Origin of the sequence: Burkholderia latens, from assembly GCF_902499045.1 — a bacterium.
GTDB classification, from domain to species: domain Bacteria; phylum Pseudomonadota; class Gammaproteobacteria; order Burkholderiales; family Burkholderiaceae; genus Burkholderia; species Burkholderia latens.
In genome coordinates, this window is the sequence record NZ_CABVPL010000065.1 from 1 (window position 1) to 13,238 (window position 13,238).

Here is a 13,238-nt window from a genome sequence, read left to right on the forward strand (position 1 = left end):
GCCGCGTGGACGGCAGCGCGTCGCCGGGCCGCACGTCGCCGCGGCGCACCGCGTCGCGCAACGCCTGCGCGAGCTGGCGGCTCAGGTCGCCGGCCGCGCGGTCGAGCGTGCCGAGCGACGGGATTTCGACGATCCGGGCGGTTCTGGCCATGATTCTGGTCTGCTGAAATTGTTCGAAACCGGCTCTACAGCATAAACCAGTTAGCGGTCACAATCGGCGCGTGCCGTGCCTGTTTCGAGGCCGGCTTCTTCCCGAACCCTGTCCGATCGTGGAGTTGCCATGTATGTCCCCGCCGATTTCGCCGAGTCCCGTCCCGACGCGCTGCGCGAGCTGATCGTCCAGCATCCGTTCGGCAGTCTCGTCACGCACGGGCAAAGCGGGCTCGACGCGAACCACTTGCCGTTCGAGCTGCTGCCGGGCGACGGCGGCCTCGGCGAGCTGCATGCGCACGTCGCGCGTGCGAATCCGGTATGGCAGGCGGTCGCGAACGGCGACGACGTGCTCGTGATCTTCCGCGGCGGCGACGCGTACATTTCGCCGAACTGGTATCCGAGCAAGCACGTCGCGCACCGTCAGGTGCCGACGTGGAATTACGTGGTCGTGCACGCGCACGGCCGCATCACCGTGCGCGACGACGAGAAATTCGTGCGCGGCGTGGTCGCGCGGCTGACACGCACGCACGAGGCATCGCAGCCGGTGCCGTGGAAGATGGCCGACGCACCGAAGGACTATCTCGACACGATGCTGCAGTCGATCGTCGGGCTGCAGATCGAGATCACGCGGCTCGTCGGCAAGCGCAAGCTCGGGCAGAACAAGGCGGTCGACGATATTCGCGGAGCGGGCGACGCGCTGATCGCGGACGGGCATCTGGCGATCGGCGAGGCGATGCTGGCGGAGGCCGACGCGAAGCGGAAATGAGCGCCACCGGGTCGTGCAGCCGCCGTTCGCCGTTCGCGACCCGCTACTGCGTACGCGTCGTTCCGTTCGCGCTTTGTTCCGCCTGCGCCAGCGCGCCGCGAATCGCGGCCTCGGTCTTGTCATACCCGCCTTCGCCGTACCGCGTATAGACGAGCTTTCCGTTCGCGTCGATCAGATACAGCGCGGGCCAGTACTGGTTCCCGTACGCGCGCCACGTGTCGTAGCGATTGTCCTGCGCGACCGGATACTGGATCCCGAAGCGCTTGATGGCGTCGGCGACGTTGTTCGGATCGCGCTCGAACGGATACTCGGGCGTATGCACGCCGACCACGACAAGCCCCTGGTCGCGATACTTGCGGTACCAGTCGTTCACGTACGGAATCGTATGAATGCAGTTGATGCACGAGTACGTCCAGAAATCGACCAGCACGACCTTGCCGCGCAACTGCTCGAGCTTGAGCGGCGCGCTGTTGTGCCAGCGCTCGATGCCGGTGAAGTCCGGCGCGGACGTGCCGGCCAGCGACGCGGTCATGCCTGCGTCGTCGCGGGTGCCGGCGAATGCGGCGAGCCCGGCCATGGCGGCGAGGGCGATCACGAACGCGGCGGTCTTGAATCGGGGCAGCATGGCTGTTCTCCGGTGGGGCCGGCCGCCGCGCGAGTGCGTGGGCCGGACAGGTTTCGACAGCCCCTATTGGGCCGCGCCGACGTATCCGCGATGTGTCCGGCCGGCCGCGCGTATGCAATATTGTGTGTCGCCATGGCGGCGCGATACATTGCGATACAAACGCGCGCCCGCGGTGCGGTATAACAGCGGACATCGCCAGCCGGAACCTCACATACCGACACCGCCTCATGGACAAGATCGACCACGTACTGATCGTCGACGACGATCGCGCGATCCGCGAACTGATCGCCGACTATCTGGAGAAGAACGGCATGCGCGTGTCGGTCGCCGCGAACGGCCGGGAGATGCGCAACGTGCTGGACGACGGCGCGCCCGACCTGATCGTGCTCGACCTGATGCTGCCGGGCGAGGACGGCCTCACGCTGTGCCGCGACCTGCGCGCCGGCAAGTTCCGCACGGTGCCGGTGCTGATGCTGACCGCGCGCGGTGAGGAAACCGACCGCATCATCGGCCTCGAGATGGGCGCCGACGACTATCTCGCGAAGCCGTTCGCGGTGCGCGAACTGCTCGCGCGGATCCGTTCGGTGCTGCGGCGCGCGCGGATGCTGCCGCCCGGCATGCAGGTGACGGAAACGGCCGCGATGCTCGCGTTCGGCGAATGGCGGCTCGACACGACGGGGCGCCACCTGCTCGACGCCGAAGGCACGCTGGTCGCGCTGAGCGGCGCCGAATACCGGCTGCTGCGCGTGTTCCTCGACAACCCGCAGCGCGTGCTGACGCGCGACCAGCTGCTCAACCTTACGCAGGGCCGGCAGTCCGATCCGTTCGACCGGTCGATCGACCTGCTCGTGAGCCGGCTGCGCCAGCGGCTGCGCGACGGCGCGCGCGAGCCGCGCTACATCAAGACGCTGCGCAACGAGGGCTACGTGTTCTCGTCGGCGGTGACTTCGGTGGAAGGCGACGCATGAACGCGCGCACGCTGTGGCACTGGCCGCGCTCGCTGTTCGCGCGGCTCGCGCTGATCCTGTGCGTGGGCCTCGCGCTCGCGCAGACGCTGTCGTTCTGGCTCACCGTGATGGAGCGCGACCAGGCGACGACCAATCTGATGATGGGCTACATCGAGCGCGAGGTCGCGAGCTCGGTCGCGCTGCTCGACCATCTTCCGCCGGACCAGCGCGCCGCGTGGCTGCCGCGTCTCGCACGGCGCAGCTACGCATTCATCCTCGGGCCCGGCGAGACGGGCACGCCGCCGGAGGCGCGGCTGTCGGCGCGCGTCGAGCGCTCGATCTCGGACGGCATCGGCGGCGATTACCCGCTGACGGCGAACGCGATCCCGGGCGATCGCGAGCATCTGCAGGTGCATCTGCGCCTGACCGACGGCTCGCCGCTGACGATCGACATCCATCCGATGTCGACGGTGCCGCTGTCGGATTGGCTGCCTTACGTGCTCGCAGGGCAGCTCGCGGTGCTCGCCGCGTGCTGCTGGCTCGCGGTGCGGCTCGCGACGCGGCCGCTGAAGCAGCTCGCGCAGGCGGCCGACGCGCTCGGCCCGGACCTGAAGGGCGAACGCCTGAGCGAGGACGGGCCGTCGGAAGTCGCGCGCGCCGCGCGGGCGTTCAACGCGATGCAGGACCGCATCGCGCAGTACATGACCGAACGCATGCAGATCCTTGCGTCGATCTCGCACGATCTGCAGACGCCGATCACGCGGATGCGGCTGCGCGTCGACGTGATGGACGACGACACGCAGGGTGCGAAGATGCGCCAGGACCTGATCGAGATGGAGCATCTGGTGAAGGAGGGCGTCGCGTATGCGCGCACACTGCACGGCACGGAAGAGGCCGCGCGCCGGATCGACCTCGATGCGTTGCTCGACAGCATCGTGTGCGACTACACGGATGCGGGGCAGGACGTCGCGCTGCATGGCGGCAGCCCGCTCGCGCTCGTCACGCGGCCGAAGGCGCTGCGCCGGATCGTCGGCAATCTGGTCGACAACGCGCTGAAGTTCGCGGGCGCGGCCGAGATCGACGTGCAGCCGGCGCCGGGCGGCGGCGCGGTCATCGCGGTGCGCGACCGCGGGCCCGGCATCCCCGACGATCAGCTCGACGCGGTGTTCGAACCGTTCCGGCGCGTGGAGACGTCGCGCAATCGCGAGACGGGCGGCACGGGGCTTGGCCTCGCGATCGCGCGGCAGCTCGCGCTTGCGATGGGCGGCACGCTCACGCTGCGCAACCGGCCCGACGGCGGCGGTCTCGAAGCGCGGTTGACGCTCGTGAATGGGAGCGATGCGGCCGGTTGAGGCCGCGCTGCGCGCTGTCGCCTCCGCAGTGTTGCGGCTTCGCGTGAAAGCGTGCGGCGTTACACGCGCTGCAAATGCGCGTCGACGAGCGGCGCGAGCGCATCCGCATGCACGGCCGCGAGATCGTGCCGGCCGCCGGGCACCACATGCAGCCGCGCATCGGGCAGCCGTTCGAGCAGGCGCCTGCCTGCCGCGACCGGGCTGATCGGATCGTCGTCGCCCCACAGCAGCAGCGCCGGCTGCGCGATGCGGCCGATGTCGTGCGACATGTCCGCGCGAAACGTCAGGAACCAGTCCGGCAGTTGCGGATTCGCTTGCGCGAAGCCCGTGCGCCAGTCCTGCGCGCCGAGGCCGTGCATGTCGAGGCCGCCGGACGTGACCGTCAATACCAGATGGGTGACGAGCTCCGCGCGTTCGAGCGCCGCACGCAGCGCGATCACGCCGCCCATCGATTGCGCGATCACGGCGGTCGGCCGGTCGATCGCGGTCAGCACATGGCGCACGAGGCCGTCGAAGTCGCCGACGGCCGGATCGCGCGGCGTGTCGCCGAAGCCGGGATAGGCGACGATGCGCCGCTCGGCCGGATGCGCGAGCCGGCTCGCGAGCGGTTGCCAGAACGCGGTGCTGCCCGATGCGCCGGGCAGGAAGAGCAGTTGCGACGGAACGGGCATGGCGAGCGAGCGTCCTGTAATCGAAGCGAAGTGGGGCGAGCGGGGCGGCGCGTGCGCGTCAGCACCGGCCGGTGCGCAGCGCGACGGACCAGTCGTCGCGCCCGCGCGATGCCGCGATGCCGGCGGCCGTGTGCCAGTCGTATTGGACCGCATGGAACTCGGCGTGCCAGCCGGCCCGCGTACGCGACACCATTGCATAGCGCGCGTGCGGCGAGCCGGTTTCGATCCGGTGCGGATGCGGGCGATCGTCCGTGTAGGCCTGCAGCCCGACGCTGCCCGGATTGACGATCAGCCGGCCGTCGTCGAGCTTCGCCATGCGCGGCACATGCGTGTGTCCGCACAGGATCAGCGATGCCGGCTCGTCGCCCGCGCGCTGCGCGATTTCCTCGGGCGTCGCCGCGCGGCAGCCGTCGGGCGTCACCGTTTCGAGGAAATACACGAGGTCGCTCGCGGGCGTGCCGTGCACCAGCAGCACGTCGTCGCCGAGCGCCAGGCGTTCGGGCAGCGCGGCGATCCATGCGCGATGCGCGTCGTGCAGCGTGTCGTGCGCCCAGCGATCGGACAGGCCCATCGTGTCGCGATCGCCGGTCAGCAGTTGCCGTTCGTGATTGCCCTTGATGGTCGGCAGGTCGAGCGCGATCAGACGCTCGGCCGCTTCGGCCGGATGGAGCGCGCCCGACACGATGTCGCCGAGATTGACGATCACGTCGGCGCCACGGCGGCGCACGTCGGCGAGCACTGCGTCGAGCGCGGCGAGGTTGCCGTGGATGTCGGATAGCGCGGCGATTTTCATGACGACGGAGCCGAGGCGGGGAACGGCGATTGTCGCCAATTCGGCGTGGATCGTCCAATCGCGTCGGCGTCGGGCGTGCGGCACGCGTTGCGCGTCGAGCTCCGCTTCGTCTGCCGGCCGGCGTTTCAGTCGGTCGCGATGCGCGCGTACATCGCGAAATCGCCCGGCGTGCCGCGCACCATCCTGTATGCGCGCAGCAAGCCTTCGTACCGGTAGCCGCATTTCTGCAGCACGCGCGCGGAGCCGGCGTTCGTCGTCAGCACGACGCCCTGCACGCGCACAAAGCCGCCATCGGCGAATGCCCACGCGGTGACGCGCTTGCATAGCGCACTCGCGATGCCGCGCCCCCAGTACGGCGGCGCGACATCGTATGCGATTTCGGCCGAGCGGTTCGCGGTCGATACCGTATGCAGCCCGATCGTGCCGGCGAGCGCGCCTGTTGCGTCGTCGACGATCGCGAGACGGCGGATCGAATCCGGATGAGCCGATTCGATGCCGTCGAACAGCGGCTGCAGATCGTCGCGCGAACGCAGGTTCCAGCTCGTGTGACGGACGACGTCGGGATTCGACAGGTACGCGTACCACGCGTCGAGATCCGCGCGCTCGAGCTGGCGGAGCGACAGGCCGGGGAAGCCGGAGCCGGGCGGAGCGTCGACTCTCATCGCGAACCCGTTGGGACCGATGCGTGGCGCATGCCGGCGTGGCTATGCCGTGTGACGCCGATACAGCGCGAGCGAGCCGGCCAGCGCGAGCAGCATCGCGCCGCACGTGCGTTCGAGCCACAGCGCGCCTGAGCGCTTCAGCACCCGCACCGCGCGTGCGCCGAGCAGCGCGTAGCCGAACATCACCGCGCCGTCGAGCAGCGCGAACGTGACCGCGAGCGCGACGTATTGCGGCGCGAGCGCAGCGGACGGATCGAGGAACTGCGGCAGGAACGCGGAGAAGAACAGGTAGCCCTTCGGATTCGTCACCGCGGTCAAAAAGCTCTTCGCGAAGATCGATGCGTTGCGCTCGGGCGCCGCGCCGTCGCGCGCGGCGGCCACGTCGAGCGAGCCTTTCGATGCGAGCAGCCGGACGCCGACGTACGCGAGATAGGCGGCGCCGAGCCACTTCACGACCGAGAACCAGAACGCGGACGCCATCAGCAGCGCGCCGAGGCCGAGCGCGACCGCGACGATCAGCACGCAGTCGGACAGCATCGCGCCGGCGAAGCCGTAGGCCGCGCGGCGCACGCCATAGCGCGAGCCGTTGGTCAGCGCGAGCAGCACGGTCGGGCCGGGCGTTGCAATGCCGACGAACGCGACGGCGGCGAAGATCAGCAGGGTCGTTTGATGCATGCTGGCGGCTCCGGTGCAAGGCGGTGCTCGATTATCGGGCGCGTGCCGCCGCGCTGTACAGCGGCTTGCGCCGCGCGGCCGATTATCTCGAAATAGGCAAGAAGCTGTTTTCATTATTGCGCTATCGAACGGAACCGGTTCCAACTACCATGGCGGCCGCGGCGCGCATGTCCGCCGCGACGTCGCGCGCGCGTATCGCATGCGCGCGTTCCCGCGTGCGGCCGTCGCCGGGCCGGCAACACCGAACACCGGCGGTTCTCGCCGACCACACGCGCTACTCGCATAGAACAACGGGTTCATCATCCGGAGACGCTAAAAAACCATGAACAAGCAACTGATCGCAGCACCGCTGCTGCTCTCGCTCGCGGGTATCGCATCCGCGCAAAGCTCCGTCACGCTGTACGGCATCGTCGACGCGGGCGTGACCTACCGCAGCAACGAACGGGTCGGCTCGACGGGCGCGTACACCGGCCATTCGAACGTCGGCCTGTCGACCGGCAACCTGTCCGGCAGCCGCTGGGGCATCAAGGGCTCCGAGGATCTCGGCGGCGGGATGCGCGCGCTGTTCGTGCTCGAGAACGGCTTCGACATCACCAACGGCACGTCGGGCCAGGGCGGCCGCCAGTTCGGGCGCCAGGCGTTCGTCGGCGTCGGCAGCGATCGCTACGGCACCATCACGCTCGGCCGCCAGTACACGTCGCTCGACGACTTCGTGAGCCCGGTCGGCCCGTCGTCGTTCATCGGCGGCTTCGGCGCGCATCCGGGCGACATCGACGATCTCGACCAGACCGCGCGCGTCGACAGCTCGATCAAGTACACGAGCGCGAACTATGCGGGCTTCACGTTCGGCGCGCTGTACGGCTTCGGCAGCCAGCCGGGCAGCATGAAGCAGCGCAACACGTGGAGCGTCGGCGCCGCGTACGCGGCGGGGCCGCTGCGCGTGGGCGTCGGCTACGAGCGATCGGACAACAGCAAGACGGGCGCGGCCGATCCGACGGCCGGCAAGTGGCAAAGCACCGACGACGGCCTGTTCAACTCGTCGATCAACGAAGGCTATGCGAGCGCGCAATCGCAGCAGATCGTCGCGACCGGCGCGACGTACGACTTCGGGCCGGCCGTGGTCGGCGTGAACTACAGCAACGTGCAGTACCGCAGCGGCGCGCAATCGCTGTTCAATGGCCATGCGACCTTCAACGTCGCGGGCGTGTTCACGCGCTGGAACGTGCAACCGCAGACGCAGCTGTTCGCCGGCTACAGCTACACGCGCGGCAGCGACGTCGACGGGATCGACGACCGTGCGCAGTATCACAACGTGACGCTCGGCGCGGTCTACGACCTGTCGAAGCGCACCAGCGTGTACTTGCTCGGCGCGTACCAGCATGCGTCAGGCACGACGCTCGACGCACGCGGCCGGCCGGTGGCCGCGACGGCGTCGGTGTCGGACAAGGCGAACGGCCATTCGTCCGATTCGCGCTCGCAGGCGATCGTGAGCCTCGGGCTGCGTCAGAAGTTCTGATGCGCGCGATCGGCCGCACGCGCTCACGGCGGGCAACAGCCCGGCGACTTGCGGCCGACGACGCATTGGTGCTCCGGGCAGCGGGCTACCGGCGTCATCGGCGCGCTGCCCAAACACGTCGACGGCCGGGCGTGCCCGACGCCCGACGGCGCGAGCGGGCCTGAATCGCCGCGCGCCTCGCAGGCGCGCGGTCTCTTCCATTCGTCGCCGGCTGCGCTGTCCTTCGCCGGCCCGCACGGCACTGCGTCGTCTGATCCGCCGCGCGCTTCACGGCATTTTGCCGCGCATCGCCTTATTTCACTTCTTCATGATTTTCGCGGCAATGCGGCACGCGTCGTGCGCGTTCAATCGCGCAATGCAGCATGCGCCCGACAATATTTTTTCTCTTTCATTTTAATTTCGATTTGTAATCATCGAAGCGATTGTCCGGCTTTGAAAACTCGTTGCGTGCGCATCAGAAAAAATGACGCGATTGCATTGAAAAATCCGGAACAAAATTCCGACGGATAACGGCGCGACAGGCCCGTCCGCCGGCGAATCGCGATGCTGATCCTGAATGCGCGGCCGTAGATCAACCAGCACTGCACGGTAAAAGAAGGTAATGGGAAATTAGCGGTGGAATCGGGCAGGATTTTGCAGAAATCACCAATGTTTCATACGCGTCGAATTACAGTGTCGACACACCATCGTCCGGGAGCATCATTCATGTTTTCGAAACAGATTCGCGCGGTATTGCTTGGAATGTGCATGGCGATGCTGGCGGTGTTCACTCCCGCGCACGCGCAGTACACGACGGACTGGCTCGCGAACACGTTCGGCACGCTCGCCGCGCACGTCGGCAACGGCGCACGCTCGCTGTGGGTCGCGCCCGAGGGCGTGATCTACACGTCGTCGCGCTGGGACGAGAACGCGGGCGGCGTCGCGATCTACCAGAACGGGCAGACGCTCGGCACGATCGGCATCCACGACGAATTCCAGGGCGGCGCGATCACCGGCAACGCGGACTCGCTGTTCGTCGCGCTCGGCTACAACCGCACGTTCGGCAGCGGTTCCGTCGGCCGCTATAACCGCAGCACGAATCAGCGCGACCTGCGCATCCCCGTCAGCACGTGGACGGGCGTGCAATACGCGGACGTGATCACCGGCCTCGCGACGGCCGGCAACCTGCTGTACGCGAGTGACTTCTACGGCAACCGCGTGCGCGTCTACACGACCGATGGCGTATGGCAGCGCGACATCGGCGTGTCGGGGCCGGGCGCACTCGCGCTCGACGCGTCCGGCAACCTGTGGGTCGCGCGCAAGAGCGCGGGCGTCGTCGCGCAGTTCAGCCCCACCGGCGCGGCGATGAGCACGATCCAGATGGCAGCCCGCGCGCGGCCGGCGTCGCTGTATTTCGATGCGCCGAGCGGGCAGTTGCTGGTGGGCGACGAAGGCCCCGACATGAACATCAAGATCTACGCGCTCGCAGGCCAGCCGACGCAGGTCGGCACGTTCGGCGTGCAGGGCGGGTATCTCGACACGACGTCGGGCATCAAGGGGCAGGTCGGCGACAAGCGCTTCACGCGCGTCGCGGGCATCGGCAAGGACGCGGCCGGCAACCTGTACGTGCTGAACAACGCATGGGGCGGCGGCTGGGATCTCGGGCGCAACGGCAGCACCGATCTCCACTCGTACAGCCCGACCGGCGTGCTGCAATGGAAGCTGCAGGCGCTGAACTTCGAGGCGGCCGCCGCGCCCGACCCGGCCACCGACGGCGCGTTCTTCTACAGCGGCAACACCGTGTACACAGACACCGCGGGCGGCACGTTCGTCGCGAACACGATCGATCCGTTCACGTATCCGAAGGATCCGCGCCTCGACATGAACGACTACCAGCGCGGCCAGCATTTCGGCCAGCTCGCGCTGGTGAAGGGCACGCGGATGCTGGTCGCGACCGGGCAGAACCCCGGCAACTACAACATCTATCACTTCAACGCGGCGAACGGCTACATCGCGATTCCGGACGGCTCGATTCCCGGCAAGCCGTTCAACACGAACCTGCAGGTGACGGCCGGTTTCATGCTCGACGACAACGGCGACGTATGGGCCGGCCTCGATCGCACGAACAACATCTCGCACTATCCGATGACGGGTTTCGACGCGAGCGGGAAGCCGACGTGGGGCAAGCCGGTGCAGATTCCGATTCCGCGCACCGTGCTGCCGCTCGCGCGGATCATCTATCAGGCCGACAGCGACACGATGATCCTTGCACAGGGCATCGGCGGGTGGGACTGGACGGCGATGAACGGACACATCGAGGTGTACCGCGGCTGGAACGCCGGCAACACGACCACGTCGAACCTCGCGATCAACCTGACGAGCGCGAATCCGAAGTCGATCGCGGCGGCCGGCCACTACCTGTTCGTCGGCTACGTGCACACGGTGCCGAACATCGACGTGTTCGACCTGAACACCGGCAGCCTCGTGACCACGCTGACGAATTCGAACACGCTGGCAATGGACGTCGGCAACGACGTCGACTCGATGTACGGCATTCGTGCTTACCTGCGCTCGACCGGCGAGTACGTGATCACGAAGGACAACTACAACGGATCGAGCCTCGTCGTGTATCGCTGGCGTCCGTGATCATGCGCGCGCCGCGCGCGTTGGTCAGAACGAAACCGTCGTCGTCAACGTGACGAGCCGCGGCTCGCCGACCGCGACGATCAGGTTGCTGTTGCTCGACGGATAGTAGGTCTTGTCGAGCAGGTTCTTCACGTTGAGCTGGATGCGCGTCGGGAACTTGCCGATCGTCGTCTCGTAGGCGGCGAACGCATCGACGGTCACGTAGCCGGGCAGCGTGAAGCTGTTCGCGGTGTCGCCGGGCCGCGCGCCGACGAGCCGCGCGCCGCCGCCGAAGCGCCAGCGGCCGGGCAGGTTCGCGATCGCCGTGTCGTACACCGCGAACAGGCTGCCGGTGTGGCGCGCGACGTTGACGAGCGGCGTGTCGCTGTCGCGATCGTTCGCGTTGGTGTACGCGTAGCTGCCGATCAGGCTCAGGTGTCGCGTGATCTGTCCGGCGACGTCGAGTTCGATCCCGCGCGAGCGCGCGGTGCCGATCGTCGACGTGATGTCGCCGACGGTCACGGCGACGTTGCGCTTGTCGATCTGATAGGCCGCGAGCGTGCCGGTGATGCCGGGCTTCATGCTGAACTTCAGGCCCGCTTCGAGCACGCGGCCGAATTCCGGCGCGAGCGGCGCGGCGACGTTCGACGCGACGTTCGGCTTGAACGAGCGGCTCACGTTCGCATACGCGGTGAGCGACGGCGTGAGCGCATACGCGAGCCCGAACTGCGGCAGCCACACGTTGCCGTGCGAGCGGTCGGCGAACGCGAACGGCCGGCCCATCCCGGATTCCTGCTGCCAGTCTTCCCAGCGCAGCCCGCCGACCGCGGTGAGCCGGTCGGTGATCTTCACCGAGTCCTGCACGATCATCGAGTACGCATGGACCTTCGAAAGCGAATCGCTCTGCTTCGCGCTCGCCGTGCCGCCGGGCGCGAGCAGCCCGTAGACGGGATCGTAGAGATTGAACCCCTTCGTCGCCGCGCCGCGGATCGTGTCGCCGCGGAAGCTGCGTTGCCGCTCGTATTCGCCGCCGATATAGAGCGCGTGGCTCATCCCCGCCAGCGTCAGGTTGCCGAGCAGGCCGAGCGTCGCGATCTGGTCCGAATCGTTGCGCCCCAGGTTCGCGTCGGACGAGCGCGACAGCGCGCCCGTCGTGCTGTTGAACGCGATGGCGCGGGTGAGGTACTGGTCGTAGCGGTCACGGCCCCAGCCATAGGTCGCCCGGATGCGCCACGCATCGGAGAAGCGGTGCTCGACGCGCGCGCGCAGCGTTTCCTGGATTCCGCTGCTTTGCGCCCACGCTTCCTCGTAGCGGCGATAGCGCAGCGCATCGTCGGGGCGGCCGTTCACGAGCACGGTGCCGCGATCGAACGGCGTCGTGTAGTCGACATACTGGTAGCTGACGTCGATCGACGTGTTCGCGTCGTGCCACGACAGCGCGGGCGCGATCAGCGCGTTGCGCTCGCGGCCGAAACTGCGCCAGTAGCGGCTCGTGTCGTAGTCGCCGGTGAGCCGGAACGCGAGCGTGCCGCCCGCGACCTGCCCCGGTTTGCCGAGCGGGCCGGTCAGGTCGAACTGCGCGCCGCTGCCGCCGTGGCTCGTGCGCGAGGCCGAGATCGAGCCGCCGAACGTGTCCTCCGGCTTGCGCGTGACGAGGTTGATCACGCCGCCCGGATCCTGCATCCCGTACAGCAGCGAAGCCGGGCCTTTCAGCACTTCGACGCGGTCGATCGTCGCGAGATAGCTGTGCAGCACCGGCGTGCGCACGCCATCGACGAGCACCGAGCCGTCGTTGTTCGAGCCGAAGCCGCGCTTGATGAACGCGTCGCGCGTGCCGCCGAGCGTGTTGGTTTGCGTGACGCCGCTGATGTTGCCGAGCACGTCGTCGAGCGAGCGCGCCTGCTGGTCCTGCATCACGCTGCTGCTGACCACGGCGACCGCTTGCGGAATCTCCTTCAGCGGTCGATCGTCGCCGCCGGCGATGCTGCTGGTGCGCGGTTGATAGCCGACGGTCGGATCGGCGACGGCCGACGCGTTGACGCTGATCGCCGGCAGTTCCCGTTCGGGCGGCGTGGGCGTCGACGAGACGGTGGCCGACGAAGCTGGCGCGGCAGGTTGGGTATCCGCATGCGCGCCGCTCGCGACGCAAAGGGTGATCACGGCAGGCAGGCTCGCGCGCCACGGGCGCAAGGTCCGCGCGCGGCGGGTCGGTCGACGGGATGACATGAATCGATGAATCAAGGTGCCAAGGGCGAGGACGAGGGCGCGGGCCGCAGCACTCGACTGCGTCACCACGGCAGGCTGCGCATGATATACGTAATGAGAATCACTTGCAATTGTAAAGACGCCGGTCCGCACCGGGCGTCGCGCTTGCCGGGCCGCAGGCTCGCTGCCGCCGTGGCGGCGAAACCAGACGCAGTGAATTCAGTGAGAGCCGGGCAGCCGGCGAGCGGCGTGCCGTTCGTGCAGCCGCC

At 68.1% G+C, this 13,238-nt stretch carries 12 protein-coding genes and 1 pseudogene; 6 read left to right on the top strand and 7 right to left on the bottom strand.

Annotated features, from left to right (window positions below; translation table 11 throughout):
* Positions 1–151, bottom strand: a pseudogene (locus tag BSE24067_RS29495) (MocR-like pyridoxine biosynthesis transcription factor PdxR); the annotation flags it as partial.
* Positions 152–280: 129 nt separating this feature from the next.
* Between BSE24067_RS29495 and BSE24067_RS29500 the strand changes: the two are divergent.
* Positions 281–919, top strand: coding sequence for an FMN-binding negative transcriptional regulator (locus BSE24067_RS29500; RefSeq protein WP_151063126.1), 639 nt, complete (start codon positions 281–283; stop codon positions 917–919).
* 43 nt (positions 920–962) lie between these two features.
* Here the strand turns inward: BSE24067_RS29500 and BSE24067_RS29505 are convergent, their stop codons facing one another.
* Entirely contained in the window at positions 963–1,544 is a 582-nt protein-coding gene (locus BSE24067_RS29505; RefSeq protein WP_151063125.1) for a thioredoxin family protein, read from the bottom strand.
* 227 nt (positions 1,545–1,771) lie between these two features.
* On the opposite strand from BSE24067_RS29505, the gene BSE24067_RS29510 reads away from it, so the two are divergent.
* Together BSE24067_RS29510 and BSE24067_RS29515 are read left to right on the top strand one after the other, a co-directional pair.
* Positions 1,772–2,512 (top strand): response regulator, encoded by a 741-nt coding sequence (locus tag BSE24067_RS29510; RefSeq protein ID WP_151063123.1) that lies wholly within the window; start codon positions 1,772–1,774, stop codon positions 2,510–2,512.
* Positions 2,509–3,843, top strand: a complete 1,335-nt coding sequence (locus BSE24067_RS29515) for an ATP-binding protein (protein WP_151063121.1) — start codon at positions 2,509–2,511, stop codon at positions 3,841–3,843. Before BSE24067_RS29510 ends, BSE24067_RS29515 begins: the two co-directional genes overlap by 4 nt.
* Before the next feature lie 59 nt (positions 3,844–3,902).
* On the opposite strand, the gene BSE24067_RS29520 is transcribed toward BSE24067_RS29515, so the two are convergent.
* The 4 genes from BSE24067_RS29520 to BSE24067_RS29535 form a co-directional block, all read right to left on the bottom strand.
* A complete protein-coding gene (locus BSE24067_RS29520) occupies positions 3,903–4,514 on the bottom strand; it encodes an alpha/beta fold hydrolase (RefSeq protein ID WP_151063119.1) in 612 nt (203 codons plus the stop codon).
* Positions 4,515–4,572: 58 nt separating this feature from the next.
* Positions 4,573–5,307 (bottom strand): metallophosphoesterase family protein, encoded by a 735-nt coding sequence (locus BSE24067_RS29525; protein WP_151063117.1) that lies wholly within the window; start codon positions 5,305–5,307, stop codon positions 4,573–4,575.
* A gap of 125 nt (positions 5,308–5,432) precedes the next feature.
* On the bottom strand, positions 5,433–5,969 hold the full coding sequence (locus tag BSE24067_RS29530; protein ID WP_151063115.1) for a GNAT family N-acetyltransferase: 537 nt from the start codon (positions 5,967–5,969) through the stop codon (positions 5,433–5,435).
* Between the two features lie 42 nt (positions 5,970–6,011).
* Positions 6,012–6,644, bottom strand: a complete 633-nt coding sequence (locus tag BSE24067_RS29535; protein WP_151063113.1) for a LysE family translocator — start codon at positions 6,642–6,644, stop codon at positions 6,012–6,014.
* 322 nt (positions 6,645–6,966) lie between these two features.
* On the opposite strand from BSE24067_RS29535, the gene BSE24067_RS29540 reads away from it, so the two are divergent.
* From BSE24067_RS29540 to BSE24067_RS29550, 3 genes are all read left to right on the top strand, one after another.
* A complete protein-coding gene (locus BSE24067_RS29540; RefSeq protein ID WP_151063111.1) occupies positions 6,967–8,160 on the top strand; it encodes a porin in 1,194 nt (397 codons plus the stop codon).
* A 48-nt stretch (positions 8,161–8,208) separates the two neighbouring features.
* Positions 8,209–8,670 (top strand): hypothetical protein, encoded by a 462-nt coding sequence (locus tag BSE24067_RS29545; protein WP_151063110.1) that lies wholly within the window; start codon positions 8,209–8,211, stop codon positions 8,668–8,670.
* A 195-nt stretch (positions 8,671–8,865) separates the two neighbouring features.
* Positions 8,866–10,785, top strand: a complete 1,920-nt coding sequence (locus BSE24067_RS29550) for an SMP-30/gluconolactonase/LRE family protein (protein ID WP_151063108.1) — start codon at positions 8,866–8,868, stop codon at positions 10,783–10,785.
* Positions 10,786–10,809: 24 nt separating this feature from the next.
* On the opposite strand, the gene BSE24067_RS29555 is transcribed toward BSE24067_RS29550, so the two are convergent.
* Complete coding sequence (locus BSE24067_RS29555; RefSeq protein WP_151063106.1) at positions 10,810–12,990, bottom strand: TonB-dependent siderophore receptor; 2,181 nt, start codon at positions 12,988–12,990, stop codon at positions 10,810–10,812.
* Between the last annotated feature and the right edge of the window lie 248 nt (positions 12,991–13,238).

Coding starts and splice junctions, on each gene's coding strand:
- BSE24067_RS29515 (WP_151063121.1), top strand. CDS start 2,509: ATGAACGCGCGCACGCTGTGGCACTGGCCGCGCTCGCTGTTCGCGCGG.
- BSE24067_RS29520 (WP_151063119.1), bottom strand. CDS start 4,514: ATGCCCGTTCCGTCGCAACTGCTCTTCCTGCCCGGCGCATCGGGCAGC.
- BSE24067_RS29540 (WP_151063111.1), top strand. CDS start 6,967: ATGAACAAGCAACTGATCGCAGCACCGCTGCTGCTCTCGCTCGCGGGT.
- BSE24067_RS29510 (WP_151063123.1), top strand. CDS start 1,772: ATGGACAAGATCGACCACGTACTGATCGTCGACGACGATCGCGCGATC.
- BSE24067_RS29535 (WP_151063113.1), bottom strand. CDS start 6,644: ATGCATCAAACGACCCTGCTGATCTTCGCCGCCGTCGCGTTCGTCGGC.
- BSE24067_RS29505 (WP_151063125.1), bottom strand. CDS start 1,544: ATGCTGCCCCGATTCAAGACCGCCGCGTTCGTGATCGCCCTCGCCGCC.
- BSE24067_RS29500 (WP_151063126.1), top strand. CDS start 281: ATGTATGTCCCCGCCGATTTCGCCGAGTCCCGTCCCGACGCGCTGCGC.
- BSE24067_RS29530 (WP_151063115.1), bottom strand. CDS start 5,969: ATGAGAGTCGACGCTCCGCCCGGCTCCGGCTTCCCCGGCCTGTCGCTC.
- BSE24067_RS29555 (WP_151063106.1), bottom strand. CDS start 12,990: ATGTCATCCCGTCGACCGACCCGCCGCGCGCGGACCTTGCGCCCGTGG.
- BSE24067_RS29525 (WP_151063117.1), bottom strand. CDS start 5,307: ATGAAAATCGCCGCGCTATCCGACATCCACGGCAACCTCGCCGCGCTC.
- BSE24067_RS29550 (WP_151063108.1), top strand. CDS start 8,866: ATGTTTTCGAAACAGATTCGCGCGGTATTGCTTGGAATGTGCATGGCG.